General features: G+C 63.1%; 29 protein-coding genes. 15 read left to right on the top strand and 14 right to left on the bottom strand.

Going from position 1 to position 26,323, the window contains the following annotated elements:
* The first annotated feature begins 10 nt into the window (after positions 1–10).
* The 5 genes from BM413_RS24085 (at position 11) to BM413_RS24065 (ending at position 5,434) form a co-directional block, all read left to right on the top strand.
* On the top strand, positions 11–1,111 hold the full coding sequence (locus tag BM413_RS24085; RefSeq protein WP_091917400.1) for a siderophore-interacting protein: 1,101 nt from the start codon (positions 11–13) through the stop codon (positions 1,109–1,111).
* 65 nt (positions 1,112–1,176) lie between these two features.
* The gene (locus BM413_RS24080; protein WP_091917399.1) at positions 1,177–2,892 is read left to right on the top strand and encodes an ABC transporter ATP-binding protein; all 1,716 of its coding nucleotides are present in this window, start codon (positions 1,177–1,179) and stop codon (positions 2,890–2,892) included.
* Positions 2,893–3,117: 225 nt separating this feature from the next.
* Positions 3,118–4,095: a tonB-system energizer ExbB gene (exbB, locus tag BM413_RS24075; RefSeq protein ID WP_244537998.1), complete on the top strand. Its 978-nt coding sequence runs from the start codon at positions 3,118–3,120 to the stop codon at positions 4,093–4,095.
* Positions 4,096–4,109: 14 nt separating this feature from the next.
* The gene (gene exbD / locus BM413_RS24070; RefSeq protein ID WP_091917397.1) at positions 4,110–4,559 is read left to right on the top strand and encodes a TonB system transport protein ExbD; all 450 of its coding nucleotides are present in this window, start codon (positions 4,110–4,112) and stop codon (positions 4,557–4,559) included.
* On the top strand, positions 4,556–5,434 hold the full coding sequence (locus BM413_RS24065; protein WP_091917396.1) for an energy transducer TonB family protein: 879 nt from the start codon (positions 4,556–4,558) through the stop codon (positions 5,432–5,434). The genes exbD and BM413_RS24065 overlap by 4 nt, the downstream gene beginning before the upstream one ends.
* Before the next feature lie 43 nt (positions 5,435–5,477).
* Here the strand turns inward: BM413_RS24065 and BM413_RS24060 are convergent, their stop codons facing one another.
* Positions 5,478–6,239: a GGDEF domain-containing protein gene (locus tag BM413_RS24060; protein ID WP_091917395.1), complete on the bottom strand. Its 762-nt coding sequence runs from the start codon at positions 6,237–6,239 to the stop codon at positions 5,478–5,480.
* A 160-nt stretch (positions 6,240–6,399) separates the two neighbouring features.
* Here BM413_RS24060 and BM413_RS24055 point away from each other — a divergent pair, with 160 nt between their 5' ends.
* Both BM413_RS24055 and BM413_RS24050 read left to right on the top strand, forming a co-directional pair.
* Entirely contained in the window at positions 6,400–7,110 is a 711-nt protein-coding gene (locus BM413_RS24055) for a pyrimidine 5'-nucleotidase (protein WP_091917394.1), read from the top strand.
* A 72-nt stretch (positions 7,111–7,182) separates the two neighbouring features.
* Complete coding sequence (locus BM413_RS24050) at positions 7,183–8,067, top strand: DUF817 domain-containing protein (RefSeq protein WP_091917393.1); 885 nt, start codon at positions 7,183–7,185, stop codon at positions 8,065–8,067.
* Between the two features lie 9 nt (positions 8,068–8,076).
* Here the strand turns inward: BM413_RS24050 and BM413_RS24045 are convergent, their stop codons facing one another.
* From BM413_RS24045 to BM413_RS24035, 3 genes are all read right to left on the bottom strand, one after another.
* The gene (locus tag BM413_RS24045) at positions 8,077–9,039 is read right to left on the bottom strand and encodes a DUF1775 domain-containing protein (RefSeq protein ID WP_091917392.1); all 963 of its coding nucleotides are present in this window, start codon (positions 9,037–9,039) and stop codon (positions 8,077–8,079) included.
* 60 nt (positions 9,040–9,099) lie between these two features.
* Positions 9,100–9,519 (bottom strand): hypothetical protein, encoded by a 420-nt coding sequence (locus BM413_RS24040; RefSeq protein WP_091917391.1) that lies wholly within the window; start codon positions 9,517–9,519, stop codon positions 9,100–9,102.
* A 312-nt stretch (positions 9,520–9,831) separates the two neighbouring features.
* On the bottom strand, positions 9,832–10,671 hold the full coding sequence (locus tag BM413_RS24035; protein ID WP_091917390.1) for an LOG family protein: 840 nt from the start codon (positions 10,669–10,671) through the stop codon (positions 9,832–9,834).
* Positions 10,672–10,818: 147 nt separating this feature from the next.
* Here BM413_RS24035 and dapD point away from each other — a divergent pair, with 147 nt between their 5' ends.
* Genes dapD through BM413_RS24020 form a run of 3 tightly spaced genes read left to right on the top strand, consistent with a single transcriptional unit; the run spans position 10,819 to position 12,796 of the window.
* A complete protein-coding gene (gene dapD, locus BM413_RS24030; protein ID WP_091917389.1) occupies positions 10,819–11,673 on the top strand; it encodes a 2,3,4,5-tetrahydropyridine-2,6-dicarboxylate N-succinyltransferase in 855 nt (284 codons plus the stop codon).
* Between the two features lie 13 nt (positions 11,674–11,686).
* Positions 11,687–12,049, top strand: a complete 363-nt coding sequence (locus BM413_RS24025; protein WP_175544419.1) for a DUF805 domain-containing protein — start codon at positions 11,687–11,689, stop codon at positions 12,047–12,049.
* A 33-nt stretch (positions 12,050–12,082) separates the two neighbouring features.
* On the top strand, positions 12,083–12,796 hold the full coding sequence (locus BM413_RS24020) for a hypothetical protein (protein WP_091917387.1): 714 nt from the start codon (positions 12,083–12,085) through the stop codon (positions 12,794–12,796).
* On the opposite strand, the gene BM413_RS24015 is transcribed toward BM413_RS24020, so the two are convergent.
* From BM413_RS24015 to BM413_RS24005, 3 genes are all read right to left on the bottom strand, one after another.
* On the bottom strand, positions 12,797–13,519 hold the full coding sequence (locus tag BM413_RS24015) for an HAD family hydrolase (RefSeq protein WP_091917386.1): 723 nt from the start codon (positions 13,517–13,519) through the stop codon (positions 12,797–12,799).
* Positions 13,520–13,604: 85 nt separating this feature from the next.
* Entirely contained in the window at positions 13,605–14,627 is a 1,023-nt protein-coding gene (locus BM413_RS24010) for a 2-dehydropantoate 2-reductase (protein WP_091917385.1), read from the bottom strand.
* Between the two features lie 98 nt (positions 14,628–14,725).
* Positions 14,726–15,706, bottom strand: coding sequence for a quinone oxidoreductase family protein (locus tag BM413_RS24005; RefSeq protein ID WP_091917384.1), 981 nt, complete (start codon positions 15,704–15,706; stop codon positions 14,726–14,728).
* Between the two features lie 105 nt (positions 15,707–15,811).
* Between BM413_RS24005 and BM413_RS24000 the strand changes: the two genes are divergently transcribed.
* From BM413_RS24000 to BM413_RS23990, 3 genes are all read left to right on the top strand, one after another.
* The gene (locus BM413_RS24000) at positions 15,812–16,240 is read left to right on the top strand and encodes a winged helix-turn-helix transcriptional regulator (protein WP_091917383.1); all 429 of its coding nucleotides are present in this window, start codon (positions 15,812–15,814) and stop codon (positions 16,238–16,240) included.
* A gap of 83 nt (positions 16,241–16,323) precedes the next feature.
* The gene (gene dapE / locus BM413_RS23995; RefSeq protein ID WP_091917382.1) at positions 16,324–17,517 is read left to right on the top strand and encodes a succinyl-diaminopimelate desuccinylase; all 1,194 of its coding nucleotides are present in this window, start codon (positions 16,324–16,326) and stop codon (positions 17,515–17,517) included.
* Between the two features lie 4 nt (positions 17,518–17,521).
* A complete protein-coding gene (locus BM413_RS23990) occupies positions 17,522–18,118 on the top strand; it encodes a transporter (RefSeq protein WP_091917381.1) in 597 nt (198 codons plus the stop codon).
* Here BM413_RS23990 and truA read toward each other — a convergent pair.
* The 6 genes from truA to def all read right to left on the bottom strand — a co-directional run bounded on the left by truA (position 18,112) and on the right by def (position 21,696).
* Positions 18,112–18,855 (bottom strand): tRNA pseudouridine(38-40) synthase TruA, encoded by a 744-nt coding sequence (truA, locus tag BM413_RS23985; protein WP_091917380.1) that lies wholly within the window; start codon positions 18,853–18,855, stop codon positions 18,112–18,114. The two genes, BM413_RS23990 and truA, sit on opposite strands and share 7 nt — an antisense overlap.
* A 9-nt stretch (positions 18,856–18,864) precedes the next feature.
* A complete protein-coding gene (locus BM413_RS23980) occupies positions 18,865–19,365 on the bottom strand; it encodes a GNAT family N-acetyltransferase (protein ID WP_091917379.1) in 501 nt (166 codons plus the stop codon).
* On the bottom strand, positions 19,362–20,297 hold the full coding sequence (fmt, locus tag BM413_RS23975; RefSeq protein ID WP_091917378.1) for a methionyl-tRNA formyltransferase: 936 nt from the start codon (positions 20,295–20,297) through the stop codon (positions 19,362–19,364). Before fmt ends, BM413_RS23980 begins: the two co-directional genes overlap by 4 nt.
* 49 nt (positions 20,298–20,346) lie before the next feature.
* Positions 20,347–20,772, bottom strand: a complete 426-nt coding sequence (locus BM413_RS23970; protein ID WP_091917377.1) for a type II toxin-antitoxin system VapC family toxin — start codon at positions 20,770–20,772, stop codon at positions 20,347–20,349.
* Positions 20,769–21,068 (bottom strand): plasmid stabilization protein, encoded by a 300-nt coding sequence (locus BM413_RS23965; RefSeq protein ID WP_162931524.1) that lies wholly within the window; start codon positions 21,066–21,068, stop codon positions 20,769–20,771. Before BM413_RS23965 ends, BM413_RS23970 begins: the two co-directional genes overlap by 4 nt.
* Before the next feature lie 97 nt (positions 21,069–21,165).
* Positions 21,166–21,696: a peptide deformylase gene (gene def / locus BM413_RS23960; RefSeq protein WP_091917375.1), complete on the bottom strand. Its 531-nt coding sequence runs from the start codon at positions 21,694–21,696 to the stop codon at positions 21,166–21,168.
* A gap of 103 nt (positions 21,697–21,799) precedes the next feature.
* Here def and BM413_RS23955 point away from each other — a divergent pair, with 103 nt between their 5' ends.
* Both BM413_RS23955 and BM413_RS33720 read left to right on the top strand, forming a co-directional pair.
* On the top strand, positions 21,800–23,035 hold the full coding sequence (locus tag BM413_RS23955) for a DNA recombination protein RmuC (protein WP_091917374.1): 1,236 nt from the start codon (positions 21,800–21,802) through the stop codon (positions 23,033–23,035).
* A gap of 153 nt (positions 23,036–23,188) precedes the next feature.
* Positions 23,189–25,849, top strand: coding sequence for a patatin-like phospholipase family protein (locus tag BM413_RS33720; protein WP_244537997.1), 2,661 nt, complete (start codon positions 23,189–23,191; stop codon positions 25,847–25,849).
* Between the two features lie 40 nt (positions 25,850–25,889).
* Here the strand turns inward: BM413_RS33720 and BM413_RS23945 are convergent, their stop codons facing one another.
* Positions 25,890–26,294, bottom strand: coding sequence for a GFA family protein (locus BM413_RS23945; protein WP_091917373.1), 405 nt, complete (start codon positions 26,292–26,294; stop codon positions 25,890–25,892).
* Positions 26,295–26,323: the final 29 nt, after the last annotated feature.

Genomic DNA, 26,323 nt, shown 5'->3' with positions numbered 1-26,323 from the left:
AAGCATTGCCATGAAAAACGAACCAACCTTCAAGGCCTCCGCCCGCGTCCTCCTGACGGCACCGGGCGACGTCATGAAAAAGCTTTGCGACCACATGGCCGAGCATGGCGACGTTTCTTTCAGCGACCGCAAGGCGCGCATCGACACGTTCTACGGCTCTGCCGCGCTCGAGGCGCATGACGATGCGCTGACCCTTCATGCCGAGGGCGACGACGAGGTCAACTTCGCCTATGTGAAGCTGTCACTGGCCGAGCACCTGCTGGAATTCGCACCGGGCGAAAATCCCAGCATCATATGGTCCGGCGACAGCTTTGCCGGTGCGCCCCTGCCCTATTTCCGCGAGATGCGCGTCGTCGGCGCACACAGCGTCACCCCGCATATGCGCCGCGTTACCCTTGCCGGCGAAAATCTCGCCCGCTTCGAGACCGGCGGCCTGCATATTCGGCTGCTGTTTCCGCCCAAGGACGTCGAGACGCCGCAATGGCCGGTGACCGGCAAAGACGGCCGCCCAAGCTGGCCCAAGGGCACGGAGCGCCCGCAGGCGCGCGTCTACACGATACGCGCCATCGATGCAGCGAAGGGCGAAGTTGAGATCGACATGGTCCTTCATGAGGGCGCGGACACGCCCGGCGCGACATTCGCCGCTAACGCCGTTGCCGGCGATATCGTCGGCATGACCGGTCCGGGCGGCGGCTGGATCGAGGAGGCTGACTGGCATCTGCTGGCCGGCGACGAGACCGCACTTCCGGCCATTGCCCGCATTCTCGAGCATCTGCCGGAGACTGCCAGGGTCACCGCGCTGATCGAGGTCGCCGACGCCTCCGAGGAACAGCCACTGCCGACATCCGCGAAGCTCGACCTGCGCTGGCTGCACCGCAATGGCGCGCAAGCCGGCACGACCACGCTGCTGGAAGACGCCATCCGCGCGGTGGAATGGCCGGCTGCCGAGGACGGCAAGCGCGTCTACGCCTGGGTCGGCTGCGAGCACAAGGCCTTCCGCGCCATCCGCAAATATCTGCGCAGCGAGCGCAAGCTTGCCCGGGAAGATCACCTCGTCGTGGCCTATTGGCGGCGCGGTTTCGATGGTGACAATGCGAGGAATGAAGAATAAGGCCTGTCCGTCAGCGTCACGGACGCCGCCACATTCCAGCCAATCCGGACTGCCGAAACCACATCATGCTTCGCCGATTTTTCTCCTACTACAAGCCCTATAAAGGGCTGTTCATCCTCGACTTCTGCTGCGCGGTCCTTTCGGGCCTGCTGGAGCTCGGCTTTCCGATGGCGGTAAAGCTCTTCGTCGACGAGCTTCTGCCATCGCAGGAATGGACGTGGATCATCGCCGCCTCGGCAGCACTCCTGGTGATCTATTTCGTCAACACCGGCTTGATGGCGGTGGTGGTCTATTGGGGCCACATGCTCGGCATCAACATCGAAACGGAGATGCGCCGAAAAAGCTTCGACCATCTGCAAAAGCTCTCCTTCCGCTTCTATGACAACCACAAGACCGGCCATCTGGTCGCCCGCGTCACCAAGGATCTGGAGGAGATCGGCGAGGTCGCCCATCACGGACCGGAAGACCTGTTCATCGCAGTCATGACCTTCTTCGGCGCCTTCGCGCTGATGTTCACGGTCAATGCGAAGCTTGCCCTGATCACGGCGGCGATCGTGCCGGTGGTCGCCTGGGTGACCAGCCGCTACGGCGCCCGCATGACGCGCAACTGGCAGGCGCTCTACGGCCGCGTCGGCGATTTCAACGTCCGCATTGAGGAGAATGTCGGCGGCATGCGCGTCGTCCAGGCCTTCGCTAACGAGGACCATGAGCGCAGCCTGTTTGCCCGCGACAACGCCAATTACCGCCGCACCAAGCTCGACGCCTACAAGATCATGGCTGCGTCGACCTCGCTCAGCTACATGAGCATGCGGCTGATCCAGCTCGTCGTCATGATCGCCGGCAGCTATCTCGTGCTCACCGGCGAGCTCAGCAATGGCGGCTTCGTCGGCTTCCTGCTGCTGGTCAATGTGTTCTTCCGCCCGATCGACAAGATCAATTCGGTGATCGAGACCTATCCGAAGGGCATCGCCGGGTTCCAGCGCTACACCGCCCTGCTCGACACCGAGCCGGACATTGCCGATGCACCCGACGCCATCGCGGCACCGCAATTGACCGGCGAAATCCGCTATCAGGGCGTCACCTTCGGCTACAGCGGCGAGCGGCCTATCCTCAGAGGTATCGACCTCACCATCGAAGCCGGCAAGACCGTCGCCTTCGTCGGCCCCTCGGGCGCCGGCAAGACCACCATCTGCTCTTTGCTGCCGCGCTTCTATGAGGTCGATGGCGGCATGATCACCATCGACGGCATCGACATCCGCTCGATGACGCTGGCCTCGCTGCGCGGCCAGATCGGCATCGTCCAGCAGGACGTGTTCCTGTTCGGCGGCACCATCCGCGAAAACATCGCCTATGGCCGCCTCGATGCCAGCGAAGCCGAGATCATCGAGGCGGCGCGGCGCGCACGCCTCGGCGAGATGATCGAGGCGATGCCGCTCGGCTTCGATACGATCATCGGCGAACGCGGCGTAAAGCTTTCCGGCGGCCAGAAGCAGAGGCTGGCGATTGCCCGCATGTTCCTGAAGAACCCGCCGATCCTGATCCTCGACGAGGCGACCTCGGCGCTCGACACCCAGACCGAACGCGAAATCCAGCAATCGCTGTCGGAGCTTTCGCAAGGCCGCACGACACTGGTCATCGCCCACCGTCTGGCGACCATCCGCAACGCCGATCGCATCGTTGTCGTCGACGATACCGGCATTGCCGAACAGGGCCCGCATGAGGAGCTGGTGGCAAAGCGGGGGCTCTACAGCCGCCTGCACAAGGCCCAGCACGGAAACTGAGACTTTAGCGAGCGGCGTTCTCCAATGCCGCTTTCGTAAAGTTCGCATAAATATGACTGGTTTTATCCAGATTTTTCTTGTCGTATCGGGCAAGGCGCATTAGAGCATGATCCCGAAATGCGACGAGCGGTTTCGGGATCGAGAGCCGACGGAGGGATAAGCTCCCGATTCGACACCAGCCGCCTTGCGCCGCAGGAACGAACACCTGATCGACAGGAAAAGCTTGTGTTGAGACGTCTGATTTTTGCCGCTGCCATCATCTCCTCTGCGGCCGTGTGCCTCCCCGCTGCCGGCCTCGCCCAGCAGGAACCAGTCAATCCGGCCCCGTCGGCCCAGCCGGCAACGCCAGCCCCTTCGGCAGAGCCCGCACCGCCCGCCATGACCGCTCCAGGCGCAACGACAGCGCCGGCAACCCCTGCGCAGCCACAGGCCGCGCCCGAGGCCTCCAGCACCCCCGGCGCGGAAGCCGCGGCTCCGGCAGCGGAACCGTCGGCAGTGGAATTGAACCTCCCGCATGACCTTTCGCCCTGGGGCATGTTCATGGCCGCCGACATCGTGGTCAAAGGCGTGATGATCGGCCTGGCTTTCGCCTCGCTGGTCACCTGGACCGTATGGCTGGCAAAGTCGCTGGAACTGGCAGGCGCCGTCATGCGCGCGCGCCGTGCCGTTGCCATCATCGTTGGCGCGCGCAGCCTGAGCGAAGCCAGCCGCCAGCTGAACGGACGTGGCGGCGCAGGCGCGCTGCTGTTGCGCGCCGCCGAGCAGGAAGTGGAGATGTCGGCCGCAGCCATCGACCACGCCAAGGGCGATGGGTTGAAGGAGCGCGTCTCGTCGCGCCTGTCGCGGATCGAGGCGCAGGCGGGCCGGCGCATGTCGCGCGGCACCGGCGTGCTCGCCACCATCGGCTCGACGGCACCCTTCGTCGGTCTGTTCGGCACCGTCTGGGGCATCATGAACGCCTTCATCGGCATCAGCGAATCGCAGACCACCAACCTCGCCGTCGTCGCGCCCGGCATTGCCGAGGCGCTGCTCGCGACCGCGCTCGGGCTGGTCGCCGCTATCCCGGCGGTCGTCATCTACAACGTCTTTGCCCGTTCGATCACCGGCTATCGGCAGGTGCTGGCTGATGCCTCGGCGGGCGTTGAGCGGCTGGTCAGCCGCGATCTCGATTTCCGTCACCTGCCCGTAAGAGCAGCGGCGTAGGAAAGGCTAAGACCATGGCCGGAAAAATCCGCGAGAGTTTTGGCGACGATCTCGAGGAAAATCACGAGATCAACGTCACGCCCTTCATCGACGTGATGCTCGTCCTCCTGATCATCTTCATGGTGGCGGCACCGCTCGCCACCGTCGACATCAATGTCGACCTGCCGGGCTCGACGGCCACGCCGGCGCCCCGCCCGGAGGAGCCGCTGTTCCTGACGCTGAAGGACGATCTCAGCCTCGCAGTCGGCAATGAAATTGTCGACCGCCCCGCCTTCGGGCAGACGCTCGACCGGCTGACGAAGGGCGACAAGGAAACCCGCATCTTCCTGCGCGCCGACAAGGTCGTCGGCTATGGCGAGCTGATGGAGGTGATGAACCTCCTGCGCAACAGCGGCTACCTCAAGATCGCACTGGTCGGCCTGGAAACCTTGCCGGCCGGCGAGGCACCGGCAGCCGCGCAATGACGGCGCGGGCCGATACGCATATCGCCTTTCCGGCGCTGCCGAGCCTGCGGGAATTCAGCCTGTGGGCCGCAGCCGGGCTGGTGGTGCTGACCACGCACGCCTCCGTGGCCTATTATCTGTCCACCCGGCCGCCAGAGCTCAGCACCGAAGCAGCCGAGCCGGCGATGATGATCGAGCTCGCCCCGCTGCCCGTTTCTGTTCCGGAGGAAGTCGAGCCGGAGAATCTGGTCGAGGAAGCGCCCAACCAGACGATCGAACCGGTCGACGAGCAGCAGGAGGAAGTGGCCGAAACGCCGGTCGAAGAACCTGTCCAGCCCGACGAGATGGAGCCCATTGAAACGCCTGAGCCGGAAACGGTGACCGAGGCCGAACCTGTTGAGGAAATCGAGCCGGAGGTCGTAGAGGCGATTACCCCGGAAGTGGCGATCCCCTTGCCGCAGCCTCGCCCTGTGGTCCGCGAAGAACCAAAGAAGCCGGTCGAGAAGAAAAAGGAAGTCGTCAAGAAGGAGAAGCCCGCGCCGAAGAGACAGGCCGACGTTGCCGAAAAGGAAACGAAGCCGACTGAAAAGCGCGTGGTTCAGAGACAGGCTTCCACGGCCCCAAGCGTCAGCCCGGCGAAGTGGTCATCGAAGGTGCAGGCGTGGATCGCGCGGCGTGCGCGAAGAAGCTCGGCCAAGGACACCGGCACAGCACAGGTGACGTTCAGGATCGACGTCAGCGGCAATGTCGTTTCGGCGAGGCTTGCCCGTTCGTCCGGCAGCAGCGAACTCGATCAGGCGGCGGTCGACCTGATATGGCGCTCCTCTCCAGTGCCGGCACCGCCGGAACCAGCCTTTGCCAGAAACCCGATTTCCCTCCCGGTGAAATTCCAGTGAAGTGAGCGCCGATCGATACTAGTCTCGGCGCTAGCGAGCGGCGTTAAGCCGCCCTCGGCAAGTCCTGCTCTACGATCGCCAGGTTGCGGCCACGGTTTTTCGCCTCGTAGAGGCGGCGGTCGGCCACGCGCATCAACTCCGAAACATTGGCATTGGCCGGACAGAGCGTTCCGCCGATGCTGACCGTCAGCGGGATCGTCCGCTCGTCGACAGGACGGAAACTCGTCAGCTCGACCTCGCGCCGGATCCGCTCCGCGACATGGACCGCCTCCTTGTCGCTGGCGCCGATCAGGAAGGCGCCGAATTCCTCGCCGCCGATGCGGCCGACAATATCGCCCGAACGCACGCCGCGCGTGATCGCCGCGGCGATTTCCATCAGCGCGTCGTCTCCGGTGAGATGGCCGAAGCTGTCATTGATCTTCTTGAAATGGTCGGCATCGATGATCAGCAGCGCGCCCCGGTCGGACTGGCGCCGCGTTGCATCAAGTGTGGCAAAGAAGCTTTCGCGGTTGAGCATGCCGGTCATGTCATCGCGGCTTGCCTTTTCCTCGAGACGCCGATGCGCGGCGGCAAGCTGGGCGTGGGTTCTTGCGAGTTCGCGGTGCGCCAGCTTGAGACGATCGCTCTGCCAGAAGGTGTAGGCGCTGGCCGGCCAGGCCGTCGCCAGCGGGCACAGGATGCACATCATCCAGGCATTGCCGTCGATCACCCCGCCCAGCGCGGGAACGACTGCGAGCACAATGAGGACGGATGCAATGGCGGCGGAGACGGCAACAAGTGCCGATCTGAGAATTAGGCTCTTCATTGCTTTCCCCCTGCTGCGGGCCTCGTTTGACAGGAAGCGTTGAAGGTCTCGTTTCAGCCTTGGCTAAAATTTGAACCATTGCGCGATCGGGTCTTCCTGGCTCACAAATTTTTGTCCCGAGCCCCGGCACAGCCGCGCGGAACCGTGCCATAAGGCCTTCATGACACAGTCTCCCGAGCCCGCCCTCTTTGCCCATGTCACCGACTGGGTGTTCGACCTCGACAACACGCTCTATCCGCATCACACCAACCTGTTTTCGCAGATCGACGTGAAGATGACGGCCTATGTATCGGAGCTGCTGCAATTGCCGCGCGAGGAGGCGCGCAAGCTGCAGAAGGAGCTCTATCTCGAATATGGCACGACGCTTAAGGGCCTGATGGAGCGCCATCAGATCGATTCCGACGACTTCCTCAACAAGGTCCACGACATCGATTATTCCTGGCTGAAGCCCGACCCGGCACTGGGCGAAGCGATCAAGGCGCTGCCCGGCCGCAAGTTCATCTTCACCAATGGTGACCGCGGTCACGCCGAGCGCACGGCGGGCGAGCTCGGCATCCTCGACAATTTCGACGACATATTCGACATCGTCGCGGCGGGGCTGACGCCCAAGCCCGCGCCCGAAACCTATGACCGGTTCCTGGCGCTTCACGGCATCGCCGGGCCGAACGCGGTGATGTTCGAAGACCTCGCCCGCAACCTGATCGTGCCCAAGGCGCTGGGCATGAAGACTGTGCTGATCGTGCCCAACAATTTCGAGCCGACTTTTTCCGAAATCTGGGAACGCGACCCGGCCTTCGATGACGCGGTCGACTTCGTCACCGACGATCTCGCCGCCTTCCTGCGGACGATCGTCAATCCTGCGCAACCCTGATTCAGCCATATTGGCCCTGTTTCTGAGCGTCAGAACGGGGACGAATCGAGTGGCTCGATCGCTGCATTTCTTTTGAGACGCTTCACATCGCTGGAAGCCCGCATCGACGCCGGCGCCCATGCCGTGCTCGACCGGCTGCCGGCCAGCGGGCTTTATGGCGGGCTGGTCGAGTTTCTCGTCTTTGGGCTGAAGCAGGCCTGGGCCTGCCTGTTCGGCGGCGCGATGCTGGCGCTGATCATCGCGACAAAACTTTTCTGGCCCGATGGCATCGCGCTCGCGCGCTACGATTTCCTGTTTCTGGCAGCACTCGCCATCCAGCTTTCGATGCTCATCTTCAGGCTCGAGACCGTTTCGGAAGCCAAGGTCATCCTGATCTTCCACATCGTCGGCACACTGATGGAGATATTCAAGACGTCGGCGGGCTCATGGATTTATCCCGAGGAAAGCTTCTTCCGGCTTGGCGGCGTGCCGTTGTTCTCCGGCTTCATGTATGCCGCCGTCGGCTCCTATCTGGCGCGCGTCTCGCGCATTTTCGACATGCGCTACAGCACCTATCCGCCATTATGGGCAACCGCGCTGCTGGCCGCCGCGATCTATGCCAACTTCTTCGCCCACCATTTCATCGCCGACATGCGCTACGGCCTGTTCGCCGTCACGGCGCTGCTCTATCTGCGCACGACGGTGCATTACCGCGTCTTCCGCTTCCGCCATCGCATGCCGCTGCTGCTAGGTTTCCTGCTGGTGGCGCTGTTCATCTGGTTTGCCGAAAACATCGGCACCTGGTCGCGCGCCTGGATCTATCCCGGCCAGCATGAGGGCTGGACGCCGGTCTCCATCCAGAAACTCGGCGCCTGGTATCTCCTGATGATCATCTCGTTCGTGCTGGTGACGCTGGTTCACAGACCGCAGCGTTACGAGATACCGGCGGCCACCTTGAAACCAGCGGCCGCCGAGTAGCGCGCAAACTTAGTGCTCGGAGTGATCGTCGCCGCCGGACGCGGCCTTGACCGGCAGCGTCACCTCGACCTTGCCGGCCTTCTCGAATTCCAGCGTGACGGGAACCGAGGCGCCTTGCTTGAACGGCTCCTTGACGGCCATGAACATCAGATGCTCCCCGCCCTGCTTCAGCTCGACGCTGCTGCCGGCCGGAATCTCCAGCCCGCCCTCGACCGGGCGCATCACCATGACATTGTCCTTCATCGACATGGTGTGAACCTCGACCTTGCCGGCGGCAGGCGAGGAAGCGCCGATCAGTCTATCGGCGGCAGCACCCTTGTTGACGACCGTCAGATAGGCGCCACCGGTCGGCTGGCCCGGCAGCATGGCGCGCGCCCAGGCGCCGTCGATTTCCAGATCGCCCGCTTTGACGGGAGCCGCCATATCATGACCGGCATGGCCGCCATGCCCGCTCTCCGCGGCCAGGATGGTCACAGACGGAGCCGGATGTTCGAGCGAATGCGGATCCTGTCCCTCAGCCGGCTCCTGGTCCCATGTCACCTGGCCCTTGTCGCAAATCTGCTTGGCCTTGAAGAACAGTGTCTGCCCTTCCTCGACGCCGGCCAGCGTGCCGCTGACGACGAACTCGTCGTAATACTCGTCCGGCAGGAAGCCGCCGCTCCAGGTCACGGATTTGACGCCGGACTTCACCTCCTGGCCGTGAAGCTTGTAGGTCTTGGCGAAATCACCCTTCTCGGTGGCGAGCGTCCAGTTTGCTTTCGGCATCGGCTTGGCGTCTATAAAACCTTCCGGGATGTCGATGCGCACCGTGGTGGTGGCCTGGCCGTCACAGCCATGCGGGATTTTCAGCACGGCCTTATAGGAGCCGGGCGTGGCCTCGCTCTTTTCGAGCGACGCATGGGCGTGGGCGGTGATGATCGAAGCGGCCGTCAGCGCGCAGGCTGCGGCAAATGGCAAGATAAGTCGGCGCATTGGGTTTTCCTCTCGCGTCCAAAAACAGTTTCTCCCGCATTCTGCGGAAGCAGGCTTGTTTCAGGCGAGAATGGATGGCGGTGCGCGGATTGCCGGCGGCGGCTCATTCAGCCGGTCCGGCGGAATTTTCGCTTCGAACGAGGCGAACAGCTGGCCGCGACTTTCGACCAGCGCCGGAAACGCCGCCTCAAAGGACGGCTCGATCTTGAGCGGTGCTGCCATGCCGGCGCACGGCCCGCCGATGCAGGTCGGGCAGTCGTCAGCGGCACCGATAGGCGGCAATTGCTTGCCGTCTGGCGTCGCCGCCTGCATGCCGAAGGTGGTACAGATGATCCAGGCGTTGGCGGTATTGGCAGCCCTCGCCTCGGCGAGCGGCTGGAACACATGCGCCACCAGAACCAGCGTTGCTGCAAGTGCAAACAGCCGGCGGTCGCGCCGAAGCGCGGCAAACCATCCCGTCGATGCTTGCTTCAATCCCATGACGAAAATCTCTAGCCGAACGGGCAGCCGCTTTCCAGCGTTTCCGATGCGGCATCGCCGCGCGGCCGGTTTCGGAGGGCAGTGCTGGGCAGAAATTGCCCTCGCTGTTGCCGGGTAGGTCATAGCGCTTGAACCACCCCCACCCCTAACCCCTCCCCACAAGGGGGAGGGGAACTTTGCTGCACGCTCGCCCAGCCCAATCTTCAACGTTCCTGGTGGCGAAGGCGATGAAATCGTCCCCCTCCCCCTTGTGGGGAGGGGTTAGGGGTGGGGGTGGTTCAGGTCAGGCAACTCAGCCCGCCAAAACCGTCCCTACAGCTTATAAAACTCGGCGATAATCTCCCACGCCTCGTCTGCCGTGTCGACGAAGTCGATGATGTCCTGGTCGCCGGGCGAGATCGTGCCTTGTTCGGCGAGGTAATCGAGATCGATGGCGCGCTTCCAGAACTCCTTGCCGAACAGGATCACCGGCACCCGTTCCATCCGGCCGGTCTGGATCAGCGTCAGCGTCTCGAAGAACTCGTCCATGGTGCCGAAGCCGCCTGGGAACACCGCCACCGCCTTGGCGCGCATGACGAAATGCATCTTGCGGATGGCGAAATAGTGGAAGTTGAAGCACAGTTCCGGCGTGACGTAGATGTTCGGCGCCTGCTCATGCGGCAGCACGATGTTGAGGCCGATCGACGGCGCGCCGACATCGGCCGCACCCCGGTTGCCGGCTTCCATGACGCCCGGCCCGCCGCCAGTCACCACGACATATTCGCGGTAGTGGGATGCCTCCGAATGGCGCGAGCAGATCTGCGCGAATTTGCGCGCCTCGTCGTAATATTTGCTGTTCTTTTCGAGGTTCTTCTTCTGCGTCTCGTCCTTGGCCGCCCAGGCCTCGCCGCCCGGTTCGGGAATGCGCGCGCCGCCGAACAGGATGACTGTCGAGCGGATGCCGCGTTCGGCCAGGATCATTTCCGGCTTGAGCAGTTCGAGTTGCAGGCGCACGGCGCGCAGCTCGCGGCGCGTCATAAACTCCTCGTCGTTCCAGGCAAGACGATAGGTCGCGGCGCGCGTCTGCGGCGTATCGGGAACCGCCTTTGACCGCTCCAGATCCTCATCTGAATGCGGAAGCGGTGTCCATCCCGCCTTTTCCATAGGATTCATATGCTTTTTCCGTCCAATTCCTGCCCGCGAGGCGGTCCCCGCGACAATGCGATGATTGACCCTTTGTAAGCCCTGACATAGGGTCCGCGCGACCTTAAAAACAGTCTAACGGCCTGCGCCTTAACAGCACGTATCACGGAGCCTTTCATGTCGAAAACCGACCTTGCCAGCCTCGAAGCGACAATCGAAAAGGCGTTCGAGGAACGCGAGGCGATCACCACCGCCACGCGCGGCGAAGTGCGCGAGGCGATCGAGAGCGCACTGGATCTTCTCGACCGGGGTGCAGCCCGTGTTGCCGAGCGTCAGGATGACGGCGCTTGGAAGGTCAATCAATGGCTGAAAAAGGCGGTGCTTTTATCCTTCCGCCTTAACCCGATGGAGATCGTCAAGGGCGGTCCGGCCGATTCGGTCTGGTGGGACAAGGTTCCGTCGAAGTTTTCCGGCTGGGGCGCGATCGATTTCGAGAAGGCCGGCTTCCGCGCCGTGCCCAACTGCGTCGTGCGCCGCTCGGCCTATATCGCGCCGAATGCCATCCTGATGCCGTCCTTCGTCAATCTCGGCGCCTATGTCGATTCCGGCACCATGGTCGACACCTGGGCTTCGGTCGGCTCCTGCGCGCAGATCGGCAAGAATGTGCACCTGTCAGGCGGCGTCGGCATCGGCGGCGTTCTGGAACCGATGCAGGCCGGCCCGACGATCATCGAGGACAACTGTTTCATCGGCGCTCGCTCCGAGGTCGTCGAAGGCTGCATCGTGCGCGAGGGCTCCGTTCTCGGCATGGGCGTGTTCATCGGCAAGTCGACCAAGATCGTCGACCGCGCCACCGGCGAGATCACCTATGGCGAAGTGCCGGCCAATTCCGTCGTCGTAGCCGGCTCGCTGCCGGGCAAGCCTTTCCCCAACGGCGAACCGGGACCGGGCCTCTACTGCGCCGTCATCGTCAAGCGCGTCGACGCCCAGACCCGTTCCAAAACCTCGATCAACGAGCTGTTGCGCGATTGAGCGGGGCATAAGGGTGAACCGCCAGCAGATTCTCTGGGTCTTCTTCGGCTTTTCCGGCCGGATCAGCCGGCAGGCCTTCGCGCTTGCCGGGCTGCTTCTCTATGTGATCAGGCTCTATCCGGTCTATCGCATGATCGCGGCGGAAGGGGACGAAACAGTGATAAATCACTGGGCAAGCGTGTTCATCGCCATGTTCGCCGTGCTTATCGTTTCCCATATCGCGCTCGCCATGAAGCGGCTGCATGACTTCGATCGCTCCGGCTGGTGGAGCCTGCTCTTCCCGATCGGAGACATCATTGCCTTCATCCTCCTCTGCTTTCCCCCGGGAACCGCTGGAGCAAACCGCTATGGACAACGCACCGACTCGGCGAGCTAGAACCAACAGACAGTCATCCATCGGGCACAGCGCATGACAGGCTACCGCACGCTCGATCCGGCAAAGATCATCGCCACCGCAGAAGCGCTGGAACTGCGCGTTGCCGAGCGTTTCCCGGATTCGGGCCTGCGAAAGGTCGCCGCCGAACTCGTTTCGCTGTCGCGCGACCTGACCGGCACGGCGAAAGCGCTCGAAGCGCCGATCTGGTGGCTGCGCGCGCTTATCGGTTTCGCCATTCTCGCCGGCGGTTCGGTCTTCCTGTTCGTCGGCACCTTCCTGTCCTTCGACCGCATCTCGACCGGCGCCTTCGATTTCGTCCAGGGCATCGAGGCCTCGCTCAACACGCTGATCCTGGCCGCCCTCGGCTTCCTGGCGCTCGTGCGGGCCGAGGAGCGCATCAAGCGCAAACGCGTCTTTCGCGCCCTGCATGGGCTGCGCTCGCTGATCCATGTCATCGATATGCACCAGTTGACCAAGGACCCGGTTGTCCTGTCGGCCAATTTCAAGCCCACGGCAAACTCGCCGGCGCGCATCACCAACAAGGCCGATCTCGCCCGCTATCTCGACTACTGCTCGGAAATGCTGTCGATCACCGGCAAGCTCGCTGCCCTCTTCGCACAGTCGGTCAATGACGACGTGGTCGTCGATGCCGTCAACGACATCGAAAGCCTTGGCTCCAACCTGTCGCGAAAGATCTGGCAGAAGATCATGATGATCGAGGATACGGCCCGGACAAAAGCCGGCTAATCAACCGGCTTTCAGCGCTTCGATCAGCCCCGCGAGCTCTCCAAGATGCTCCAGTCGCCGGAACCGTGGCGCATCGGTCGGCTCGTCGACATGTTCCAGCACCCAGGTCAGGTCGTGCGGGACATAAACACCCCAGCTTCCGGCCTCGATCGCCGGAACGACATCGGATTTCAGCGAATTGCCGATCATCATCGCACGGTCCGGTCCGTCGCCATGGCGGGTAAAGATGCGCTCGTAAGTCGAGGCGGTCTTGTCGCTGACGATCTCGACGGCGTCGAACAGTTCGCCCAGACCCGACTGCGCCAGCTTGCGTTCCTGATCAAACAGATCGCCCTTGGTGATCAGCACCAGGCGGTAGGCTCCCGCCAGTTCCTCCAGCGTCTCGCGCACATTGGGCAAGGTCTCGACCGGATGGCTCAGCATATCCCGGCCGGCGGCCAGGATCTCGCGGATGACGCTGGCCGGCACGCGGCCCTCGCTGATCTCCACGGCCGTTTCGATCATCGACAGCGTAAAACCCTTGATGCCGAAACCGTAGAGGGCGAGATTGCGCTTTTCCGCCTCGAGCAGCCTTGCATGGATATCGTGACCCTCGGCATGCTCGGCCAGAAGGGAAGCAAAATGCTGCTCGGTCGTGCGGAAGAACTGTTCGTTCTGCCACAGCGTGTCGTCGGCATCAAAACCGATTGTGGTCAGCGGTTGTTTCGAGGGCAGAATCGTCATCGGCGCAACATATGTTTGCCGTCGCCCTGGCGCCAGTGGCAGTCGCCGTGCAACGGCCCTGCGGCCGGCGTGAAGGCGCAAAGCGCTAGCCGCCGGAAACAGCTTCCGGTGACAGCCCCGGCGGGCCGGCCTTTTTCGCTTCGGCGTCATGGATCAGGGCGGCAACCCGCGCATTGACCGGCGCAGGCGTTCCGGTGTTGCGCGCCAGCGCCAGCACCTTGCCTTGCAGGTACTCGATCTCGGTCGGCCGTCCTCGCGCCAAATCCTCCCACATGGAAGAGCGCGCGGAGGGGTCCACTGCCAGCATTCGCCGCGCCAGCCGCAGAAACAGCCAGTTCGGCAGCCGCAACAGCGTGGGTATAAGCGCAGGCGGCGGTCCAGTAACCCGCCCCGGCTCAATGCCGGCAGCCCGCATCGTCGCAAGGCCCTCGGCCATCTGCGCCGCCAGCAACCGGCGCCAGCGCCTGTCGGACAGCATGGTCGCAAGCGGCAGGTCCGAGAGGGCGACGAGCGCGTTGCCGAGGTTGAACAGCAGCTTGCCCCATTGCACGGCTTTAATGTCACCATGCTCGGCGATGGCAAAGCCTTCGACATTCAGCAGTTCGGCGAGACCCTCGGCTCCCGGCTCGATCAGCACCGTTCCGCTGGTGGCGCGGTGGACGCGCAGGGGACGCTCGCTCTCACCGGACTGGATCACGTTGAACGGCACCATGCCCGCCAGAACAATGCGCCCGCCAAGCGCTAAGCGCAGCCTGTCGACATTGTCGACGCCGTTCTGCAGGCTGACAACCACGGCCTGCTCCGGCGCATGAGCCGCGATCAGCCCGGCCATTTCCTCCGTCGCCCCGCTCTTGACCGTCACCAGCACGACATCGGCACCGGCAAGCGCCGCCTTTGGATCGTCTGTGACGGTTAAACTGCCGGCCGGCAGAAGCCGGTCCAGCCCGTCGAGATCGGACACCTGCAATCCGCCGTCCTCGATCGCCGAGACGACCCGCGACCGCGCCAGCAGCGTGACCTTGCGCCCGGCCAGCGCCAGGCAGGCGCCGGCATAGCAGCCAATGCTGCCGGCACCGGCAATGACGATCGAAGCACTGTTTGAGACCATCGGAAAATCCTGCTGCGCCGAAGACTATAGGGCGCAAGGACTTTTAAACACCATCCCAGATGCAACGCGAGGTCTGAACGATCCGCCGGAGCAAGCCGTCAGGGGATCAGAACAACCTTGCCGGTCGTGCGCCGTTCCTCGATTGTCTTGTGTGCCTCAGCCGCCCGGTCAAGCGGGTAGCTTCCGCCTTGCAGGACTTTGAGCCTGCCGCTCGCGGCCTCCTCGAAGAGCTCCGCGAGATCGGATTTCACGTTCGCCGGCGTCAGCAGAGGAAGCAGGGCGAAGCCGCGCAGAGACTGGTTATTGTTGAACATCCCCTCCAGATCGGCGGCATCGAGATCGAACCTGCCCAGCGCCCCGAAGACAAGTTCGCCGCACGGCGCCAGAGCCTCAAGAGAAGCCCTGGTGAGCGCACCGCCGACAAATTCGTAGACGATATCGGCACCGATGCCGCCGGTCGCATCGCGGACACGGCCGGCCCAATCGGATGCGGTGTAGTCGATCGGGATATCCGCGCCCAGCGAGCGTGCCAGATCGCGTTTCTCCTGCGTGCTCGCCGCAGCGATGACGCATTTCGCGCCGGCGCGTGTTGCCAGTTGCACGAGCAGCGAACCGACGCCGCCGGCTGCGGCATTCACCAGCACCGTCTTGTCCTTCGGCGGGCTCTGCCGGATGAGATGCAGTGCCGTCAGCCCCTGGATCATCAGGGCGGCCGCGTCTTCGAAGGACAGACTGTCGGGCAGTCTCACCACGGAAGCGGCGTCGACGGCGACATATTCCGCATATCCGCCGGAGCCTCTGCCGATAGCGAACATCGGGACCGCGACGCGCGCGCCGATCTCGACGGAACCGACATCTGCCCCGAGCGCCTCGACGACACCGGCGACCTCGACGCCGAAGATCATCGGCAGGTCCGGCGTCACGGCGTAACGATCCTGGCGCATCAGCACTTCGAAGAAATTGACGCCGGAGGCGCACACCCGGACCAGCACCTCGCCAGAAGCAGGAACCGGTGCTGGGACTTCAATGATTTCAAGGACATCCGGGCCACCGAAGCGGCTTAGCTGAACAGCTTTCATGGCAAATCGACCTCACGATATTGGCTTGGTGTTTGCCCTTACCTATGTGTACAGGCATAGCCGGTTCTACACACCCTTTCGTTCCATACAGACCAGAAGGTAACCATGGCCGAGATCATCAAAAGGCTGCCGGCGCTTCCGGCAGAGCGGGCATTGAGGGTGATTTCCGGGCGTTGGAAGCCGGTGATCCTTTATCATCTGTTCGAAACGCCCAAACGGCTGTCGGAGCTCAAGCGGCTGATCCCGGATATCAGCCAGAAGGTCCTGATCCAGCAGCTTCGCGAAATGGAAGAGCACGGTCTCGTCCATCGCGAGATCTTCCGCCAGGTTCCGCCTCGCGTCGATTATTCCGCGACGGCCCTTGGACTTAGTCTGCAGCCCGTGCTGCTCGCGCTCTGCGAGTGGGGCCAGCGACATGCTGCCGAACTGAATGAACTGGACCGAATCGCCGAATGCGTGATCAAGCCGGTGCGCGCCGCCGCCGATCACTTTGACAGCCGAAATCGCCGCGAACCCCACACTTCGTTAACCTGACCCCGTGACAAGCCCCTGATGGACCAATGCCGGCGCCTCATCGTCCGTGACAGAACGCGCGCTTTGCATTATCTGCCTTGTTCATGAGCATGCCCAAAGATCCCGCCGAAAACCTCGCCGCCCTTATCCGCTGCCCGTCGGTGACGCCCGCCGAGGGCGGCGCGCTGAGCGCGGTTGAAACCTTGCTGAAGCCGCTCGGCTTCACGGTCGAGCGGCCGACATTTTCCGAGGACGGCACCCCCGACATCGAAAATCTCTACGCCCGGCTTTCCGGCAACGGCCCGCATCTGATGTTTGCCGGCCATACCGACGTGGTGCCGGTCGGCGACGAGGCCGCCTGGACGCAGCCGCCCTTTTCAGCCGCCATCCACAATGGCGAGATGTATGGCCGCGGCGCGGTCGACATGAAGGGCGGCATCGCCTGCTTCGTCGCCGCCCTTGCCCGCTATGTCGAGAAGCACGGCAATCCGAAGGGCTCGGTGTCGCTGCTGATCACCGGCGACGAGGAAGGCCCGGCGGTCAACGGCACGATCAAGCTGCTGGACTGGGCCGCCGGCAAGGGCGAGCAGTGGGACGCGGCGATCGTCGGCGAGCCGACCAACCCTGACAAGCTCGGCGACATGATCAAGATCGGACGCCGCGGCTCGATCTCCGGCATCGTCACCGTGCAGGGCCGCCAGGGCCATGTCGCCTATCCGCATCTTGCCGACAACCCGGTGCGCGGGCTGATGACGCTGGTCGATGCGCTGACCAATCCGGCTTTCGACAAGGGCACCAAGGATTTCCAGCCGACCAATCTCGAAATAACCTCGATCGACGTTGGCAACCCTGCCGCCAATGTCATTGCGGCCAAGGCGACGGCTGCCTTCAACATCCGCTTCAACGACACCTGGACCGCCGAGACGCTGCAGGCCGAAATCCACAACCGGCTCGATGTCGCCAGCGGCCGCAAGAAATACCGCAAGGGGCGCAAGGAGCCGATCGAGTTCGACATCACCTGGCGCGACCGACCAAGCCATGTCTTCCTGACGCGCGACGACAAGCTGATCGAAACGCTGAGCGGCTCGGTTCATGCCGTCACCGGAGCCAAGCCGGCGCTTTCCGCATCCGGCGGCACCTCCGATGCGCGCTTCATCAAGGACTACTGCCCCGTCGTCGAGTTCGGCCTCGTCGGCAAGACCATGCACATGGTGGACGAGCGCGTACCGCTTGCCGACCTCGAAACCCTGACCGAGATATATGGCAGGTTCATTCAAGACTGGTTCGAGCGGGGCTGACGCGATGCCGCCCGGCGACGACATCCAGCGATATCTGGCCGGGGCCTGGCGGCTGATGATGGGCAAGCGCGACGGCGTCGCCTTGCTCGATCTTTCGGCTGACGGCTTCTGGAATTCCTTCTTCGCCATCGTCATCGCGCTGCCGCCGCTTTTCGTCGGCTGGGCCGGAACCGCAAGCGAGCTCGGCGCCGATCCAATGGCGTCGTCCAGCCGGTTTTCCTATTTCCTGCGCCTGGCTGCAGTCGATCTGGGCGCCTGGGTTCTGCCGCTGGTCGCGCTGGCCTTCATCGCGCCGATGGCCGGCATTCGCGACCGCTTCGTGCATTATGTCGTCGCCACCAACTGGGCCTCGGTGATCCTGTCCTGGCTGGTGCTGCCGGCGGCACTCCTGCGGCTGTTCACGACAGCGGACTCACAATTGGTGGTCGCAGCATCCTTCGCCGTCTTCGTGCTTTCCATGGTGCTGACCTGGCGGCTTACCAATGCCATCATCGCCAAGGGACCGGCGGTCGGCAGTGCTGTCTTTGCCGGCATGTTCGTCGCCTCGGTCGTCGTGCTCATCGCACTTCAATCGCTACTCGGGATATCGTTCCCTCAGTAATCGACCTTGGTCAGATAAAGCCCAAAAGGCGGCGCGACCGAGCCGCAGGCGGCTCGGTCCTTCGCCTCGAGCGCGGCTTTAACATCGGCAGCCGACCACGCGCCCTCGCCGACCCGCTTGATGGTGCCGACCATCGAGCGCACCTGATTGTGCAGGAAGGAACGCGCAGCCGCGTGGATTTCGATCTCGTCGCCCTTGCGCACGACATCGAAGCGCTCCAGCGTGCGCAGCGGGCTCGACGCCTGGCACTGCAGCGAGCGGAATGTCGTGAAATCGTGCCGCCCGACCAGAACCTGTGCTGCCTCATGCATGGCGTCGGCATCGATCTTCTTCTGCACCACCCAGACCCGGTTGCGCTCGAGCGCTGCCGGCGCGCGGCGGTTCAGGATGCGGTAAAGATATTGCCGGCCGGTCGCCGAAAAGCGGGCATCGAAATCGTCCGGCACGGCATATGCAGCGAGGATCGCCACGGCGGCGCCCGCCATCTGCAGATGTGCGTTGATGGCATCGCGCACCGTATCGTCGCGCCATGTCTTGGCGAGATCGACATGGCCGACCTGCCCGGTCGCATGAACGCCGGCGTCGGTGCGGCCCGCACCGCGCAGCGTCACGTCCTCGCCGGAAAAACCCTTGATCGCCTGTTCGATCGCGCCCTGCACAGTGGCAGGCCCGTCCTGCCGCTGCCAGCCGGCATAGGCGGTGCCATCATATTCGATGTCGAGGCGGTAGCGCGGCATACTTTTAACTCACAACGCGCTGAAGGCAGGCGCGTAGATCAGCCTGCCGGTCGATGGCGCTTCGCTCCAGGCAAGCGCCTGCAACGCATCGCACTGATAGTCGCTGTCGAATTTCTCGGCGCCGGACCGGTGATAACCGAACCGGCCGTAATAGGCCGGATCGCCAAGCACGATCGAAAGCTTTTCGTCGGCCTGCTTCAGCCGTTCATGTGCTTCGCGAACCAGCGCACCGCCGATGCCCTGGCAGTGCAGATCGGGATCGACGGCAAGCGGGGCCAGCGCCACGGCGGCAAAGCCCTCGCCATTCTCTTCAACCGTCAGCCGGGAAAACAAGACATGGCCGACAATACGGTCTTCCTTTTCGGCGACCAGTTCCAGCACCACGTCGCCATCCGCCACGAGCCGGTCGACCAGCGTCGCTTCGCCAGCCTGGCCGAAGGCGCGTTCCTCGACTTGGTGAATCCCCGCGCGGTCGCGTTCTTCTGCCGGCCTGATGACGACATCATTCATAGGAGCCTCGCGCCCTTGCCGAGCTTTGCGCCGCGCAAAAACTCTTCCGCGCCGACCGCCTTGCCGCCTGCGCGCTGCACTTCCAGCAGTCGCACGGCACCGTCTCCGCAGGCAATGGCCAGACGCTCGTCCAGGATTTCGCCCGGAGCGCCCGAACCATTGGCCAGCGTCGTGCGCAGCAGCTTCAGCCGCTCCACCTTGCCGCCGGTCTCCATCTCGCACCACGCGCCCGGAAAGGGCGACAGGCCGCGAATGCCGTTGTGCACATCACGCGCCGGCTGATGCCAGTCGATGCGGGTCTCGGCCTTGTCGATCTTTTTCGCGTAAACCACGCCGTCTTCCGCCTGTGCGGTAAGCGGCAAGTTATTCTGCTCCAGCCTGCCCAGCGCCGCGACCATCAATTCCGCGCCGACGGACATCAGCCGGTCGTGCAACTCACCGGCCGTCATGTCCGGGCCGATCGTCACGCGTTCGGTCAGCGCCACCGGGCCGGTATCGAGGCCGATATCCATCTTCATGACCATCATGCCGGTCTCGGCATCACCCGCCATGATCGCCCGCTGGATGGGTGCCGCCCCGCGCCAGCGCGGCAGAAGCGAGGCGTGGCCGTTGTAGCAGCCGAGCCTCGTTCCCTCGAGGATCGGCCTCGGCAGCAGCAGCCCATAGGCGACGACGACAGCGACATCCGCATTCAGCGCCCTGAACGCCTCCTGCTCGGCCTCGCCCTTCAGCGACACCGGCGAGCGCACCTCCACGCCCAGCCTTTCGGCCTCGCGCTGCACCGGCGACGGCGTCAGTTCCAGCCCGCGCCGGCCAGCCGGGCGCGGCGGCTGTGTGTAGACGCAGACGATCTCGTGCCCGGCTTCAGCGATGGCGCGAAGCGTGGGCACGGAAAAATCCGGCGTTCCCATGAAGATGACGCGAAGGGGCATTCTGTCGTCCGGTTGTTCCTGTTGCGACGGCGCGGCCTTGACCGTGCCGTCACGCCCCCGCTTCAAACGGGTTTACGAGCTTCAGGTCAAGCCCGTCGAAGTCACGGACATTGCGCGTGGCCAGCGTCGCGTCATGCGCAAGGCAGATCGCAGCGATCATGGCGTCGGGCAGGCTTATCGGTCGTCCGGACTTTTCTCTTACTGCCCTCAGCTTTCCGGTAAGACGCGGAACCGAGCCGCTAAACTCGATAATACGGCCTGCGAACTGCTGGGAAACGACATGGTCGAGCACGCGGATATAACGGTCAGACCCCGTCCTGTTCAGGAACTTCTCGGCGCCGTAGGCTTGTTCCATGACCACCGGCCCGCAAAGATAAAGATCGAGAACGTCCTGTTTCTGGAACCAGATCAGAACATTCGCGTCGGGCTTGGGTTTGCTTGCCTCAGAAACGAGATTCGTATCGAGAACGATCATTGATCGTCATCGTCCCTGCCGAAATCCACCGGGCGGCCAAAGTCACGTTTCCGTTCCGCTTCGATCTCGTCCATGATTTTTGGGAACTCGTCACCAATGGCCCCTGCTTCCTCGAACGCGGAACGCAACGCATCCCACGCCGAACGGCCAGACGATGATGCACTGCGTTCAGCGACGATGCCCTTGTGCAAAAGCTCGATAGCCTTTGCGGACAGGCTCAAGCCACCTTGTTGTGCAGCCTGGGTAATCTCTCTTTTAAGTGGCTCGGGAATACCCCTGATCAGCATGTCGCCCATGACAGCCTCCATCGTTTGATATCAATGATATCAAACTTTGCGAAAATCGCAAACCGGGTGGAAATCAAGCGCGGGAGGCAGCCAGAAACGGCCGCCCTCACCCCACCATGCGGCTCGGCGGGCGGTCCTTGGCGAGTTTCTTGAACTTCTTCACCACCATGTCGCGCTTGAGCTTGGAGATGTGGTCGATAAAGAGCACGCCGTTGAGATGGTCGATCTCGTGCTGCAGGCAGGTGGCCAGCAGGCCGTCGGCGGTGACTTCCTGTTCCTTGCCGTCGCGGTCGAGGAATTTCACCCGCACCGATGCCGGGCGCTCGACCTCGGCGTAATAATCCGGGATCGACAGGCAGCCTTCCTCGTAGACAGAACGATCTTCGGAGCTTTCCAGCACTTCGGGGTTGATGAACACCTGCGGCGCCGGCTTCTCGTCTTCCTTGGCGAGATCGATCACTAGCATGCGCAGCGGCTCGCCGATCTGGATCGCGGCCAGGCCGATGCCCGGTGCGTCATACATTGTTTCCAGCATATCGTCGGCCAGCTTGCGCAGCGAATCGTCGACGCGCTCCAGCGGCTTGGAAAGCTGGCGCAACAGGGGATCGGGAAGGATGATCAGCGGCTTTATCGTCATGTCGCCTCACCTAAGACGTCGCAAGAAAAGCGTCAACTGTTTGCCTTTCATGATGTTCTCGTTTTGATCTGGTTTCTACAAACGAATCGCGTATCCTGCGGCAATGACAGACCTGCTATCCGAGCCGATACTGCGTCTTGGCGCCAGCGTGTTCACGCTCGGCCAGTTGCTTGCCTTTGGCGGAGCGCTGTTTCTCGTCCTGTTTCTTGTGCTCGTCGCGGCACTCTGGCGTTCGGCAAGGGCGCGGGCTGAGGCCGCACTTGAAGCCGCCGATCGTGCTCACGAGGCCGACGCTCGCATGACCGCGATCCTGCAATCGCAGGCCGAGATGCAAGGCCGCATGGGCGCGATGGCAGAAGTGTTCGGCTCGCGCCAGGCCGAACTCACCCAGTCGCTCAGTCAGCGCCTCGACGCGATGACCGGCCGGCTCGGCCAGACCATGACCGAACAGACCAAGTCGACGCATGAAAGCCTGGCCAAGCTGCAGGAACGGCTGGCCGTCATCGATACCGCGCAGGGCAACATCCAGTCGCTCGCCGGGCAGGTGGTGCAGCTGCAAGCCATTCTCTCCAACAAGCAGACGCGCGGCGCCTTCGGCCAGTCGCGCATGGAGGCGATCGTTGCCGACGGCTTGCCGCACGGCGCCTTTGAGTTCCAGGCCACGCTTTCCAACGGCAACCGGCCGGACTGCCTGGTGAAGATGCCGAACGGCTCGCCGTCGCTGGTCATCGATGCGAAATTCCCGCTGGAAGCGTGGAACGCCATTCGTGCGGCGGAAGGCACTGAGGCGAGCAAGCTTGCGGCACAGGCCTTCCGTCGCGACGTCGAAATCCACATCCGGGACATTTCGGAAAAATACCTGATCAATGGCGAAACGCAGGACACGGCCTTCATGTTCGTGCCGTCGGAATCGGTGTTCAGCGAAATCCACGAGAATTTCGAGGCGCTGGTTCACCGCGCCCACCGTGCCCGCGTCGTCATCGTCTCGCCGTCGCTGCTGATGCTTTCCATCCAGGTCATCCAGGCGATCCTGAAAGATGCGCGCATGCGCGAGCAGGCGCATCTCATCCAGGGCGAGGTCATTCGCCTGATGGAGGACGTGTCGCGGCTCGACGAGCGCGTGCGCAAGCTTCAGGTCCATTTCGGCCAGACGGCGAAGGACGTCGACGACATTCTCGTCTCATCCAACAAGGTCACCCGGCGCGGCCAGAAGATCGAGGCACTGGAGTTCGGCGACGGCCACGCCGACGAAGCAGCCGCCCCGCCGCCGCCTCCCGCACGAACCGCCGAATCCAAGACCGGGCAGTTGCGGCTGCGCGTCGTTGAAGAACGGGAATGAATTTTTCGACGTAAAGCTGTTGAAGACGGCAGTGACATGCAAGAAACAATTCCAGTATATGAATTGCATCGCATACAAATTCTCTGCACGAATCCAGTAACGACCTGACAATACTCGTTTCCGCATTTCGTCCCTCTGGAGGGAAGCGACGCAGTGAGCAGCAGTGAATCGGGCAAAGGCAGCAAACCGGGCAAGATCGAGATGCCCGAAGGGCCGGGCATTGCCGCCTACCATGCCGAACATCCGGACAATTGGTGGGGCGAAAAGAACCGGATGCGCACCGACCGCCAATCCATCCTCCAATACGAACAGCAGATCATTCGCCGGCGGCGCGCCAAGCATAAAAATGGCAGTTCTTCCGCTGCCCCGGCCGAAGGATCCCAACCCAAACCCGTGGTCCAGAGCCCCGTGGGCGGCAAGCCGGCAGAGGACCAGCCGGGCGACGAGCGCAAATTGCTCGACGATCTCACCGGCCTCGCGCTGTCGGGCGGCGGCATCCGGGCGGCGACCTTTTCGCTCGGCGTCCTCCAGGCGCTGGACCGCTATGGCATCATCAACCGGCTCGATTATCTGTCGACCGTCTCGGGCGGCGGCTATATCGGCAGTTCGCTCAGCGCGACGCTGGTCAAGGGAAACGGCGAGTTCGCCTTCGGCTCTTCACCGCAAGGCACCTCGCTCGGCGCCAAGCCCTCCAAGATGCTCAGCGCCTCCGAGCTTGCCGACAGCGACGCCGTCGGGCATCTGCGCAATTATTCGAACTTCCTCATTCCGAAAGGCCTGGGCGACGTGCTGACGGCGGCGGCAGTCGTGGTGCGCGGCCTTACCGCCAATGCAGCGCTGATCCTGTGGATTCCGCTTTTGCTTGCGGCCCTGACCGTCTTTTCCAATCCGACACGCGCCGATCTCGTCAAGTCCGACCTGTTCGGCTTCACGCTCTACTGGCCTCCCGTCCAGCATTTCGCGGTCACGCTGGTCTTCCTCGCCAGCGCATTCATCTATTTCTTCGTCTGGGCGCTGCTGCGCTCGGCAGTGCGCGCGCAGATGCTCGCCGACGCGGTGGGGCGCGCGCCGTTTTATGGCGCGCTGGTTCTGATCGCGGTGGCGCTGGTGGCTTTCATCGAATTCCAGCCGCTGGCGGTCAATGTGCTGTTCGACGCCATGGCGCCGCCCAAACCCATGCCCGGCGCGCCCGTAGCCGAAGGCGGAAGGAGCTTTCTCACCTGGCTTGGGCTGATGCTTGCGCCGATAACGGCCGTCATCACCTTCTTTCGCCAGACGCTGAAGTCCTATCTGGCAGATACCTACTACAGCAAGACCTACGCCGCCTTGCTGGCGCGCGGAACGGCAACCCTGATCCTGTGGATCGGTGCGCTGGCGCTGCCCCTGCTGATCTGGATCTTCTACCTGCATCTCAGCTACTGGGCGATCGCCGACGGCGACGACCCGGCCACACGCTTCGCGCACAGTCCCAACTGGTTCCTGTGGCTCAAGGAGTATCTCGGCGGGATTGCCTGGGTACCCTATCTCGTGCTCGGCCTGCTGTTGTTCTTCTTTTCTTTCTGGCTGAAATCGAATGCCAATTCCTTGCACCACCTCTACCGCGACCGGCTGTCGCGCGCCTTCCATTTCGACCCGCAGTCGTTTCGTCCCGGCAAGCCGGACCCCGACGGCTATATTCCGCAACTGACGGAACTGGCATCGGAAGACACGCCCTATCACCTCATAAACACCGCCATAAACGTGCAGTCGTCGGCGGAGGCCAACCGGCGCGGGCGCAATGCCGATTTCTTCCTGTTCTCGCCGCTGTTCGTCGGCAGCCGCGTCACCGGCTATATCCCGACGCGGGCCTATGCCCACAAGAAGATCGACAATCCGCTCGACGTGGCAACCGCCGTCGCGATTTCGGGTGCATCGGCATCGTCCAACATGGGATCGCAGACGATAAGGGCGCTGTCGCCAACGCTTGCCATGCTCAATGTACGGCTCGGCTACTGGCTGCGCAATCCGAGCAGCGTGCTGAAGCTTATCGGCGGCGAGCCGCTGGAAGAGACGGTGCCGATGTCGGACATGGCCCGCAAAAGCCGGTCCTTCCTGCGAAAGCTCAAGGAAATCCTTGGCACCAACGGCCATTTCTTCCTGTTCTTCGAAATGTTCGGCTTCCTCGACGAGGAGAGCAGCTACGTCTACCTCACCGATGGCGGCCATATCGAGAATCTCGGCATCTATGAACTCCTGCGCCGGCGCTGCAAGGTCATCGTCGTCGTCGACGCCGAGACCGATCCGCAGATGCGCTTCGGTTCCTTCATCGCCTTGCAAATTCATTCACGGATCGATCTTGGCGTACGCATCGACCTGCCCATGGAAGCGATCCGCAAGGCGACGCTGGACACGCAGAAGACTATCTCCGCCGACGCCGCGGGCACCGCTCCCGCACCCCTGACGCCGGAAAAGGCCGCAGAAAACGGGCATGCCAAACCATTGATGCCGCATATCGCGATCGGCCAGATTCATTACGGCAAGAACCAGTCCGGCACGCTCGTCTACATCAAGGCATCGCTGACCGGCGACGAGAATGACTATCTGCTGGACTATGCGCGGCGCAACCCGACCTTCCCGCATGAATCGACCGGCGACCAGTTCTTCACCGAAGAGCAGTTCGAGGTCTACCGCGCGCTCGGCTTCCACATCACCGACCGGTTCTTCGGCGCGAAGGACGATGCCATTGCCATGACGGCCGACAAATGCGCTGCCCGCAAGGTCAAGGACACGATGGACCCGCGCATCGCCGACATCCACAACTGCCTGCTGCCCTAAGGCATCGCCAACGAAGCGCAGAGGGCAGGCCCCGGGAAACCTACTGCGTCTCCACGGTCTCCATGGCCTCGAATTCCGGCAGCCAGTGCAGAGCCGAGCGGTGCCAGAACTGCCTTCTTGGCACCAGCTCCTCACGCTGCCTCACCGTGCCCACCCTTATTCCGTAGACCTTCGGCCCCTCGTCGGCAGAGGTGGCGAAGAGATGCGAGCCGCAGTTCTCGCAAAAACCCTGAGCGCGCCGGGCGCCGTTGGCGCCGATCTTGACGTATATCTTCGGCATTCCCTTGGTGATCTCGTATTTGTCTTCCGGCGCCCGCACGCTGACCCGGAAGGCCGTGCCGGTGAGCTGCTGGCAATCCGTGCAGTGGCAGATCGTCGTCTTTTCGGGATCGACCTCGGCCCGGTAGGTGATGGCGCCGCAATGGCATCCGCCGTCTATTCGCATCGTCGCTCCTCCTTGATAGTCGCTCGCGC

It is taken from the genome of Mesorhizobium sp. YR577 (assembly GCF_900116595.1).
Classification (GTDB): Bacteria; Pseudomonadota; Alphaproteobacteria; order Rhizobiales; family Rhizobiaceae; genus Mesorhizobium_M.
This window is presented reverse-complemented; position numbering and strand designations above follow the sequence as displayed.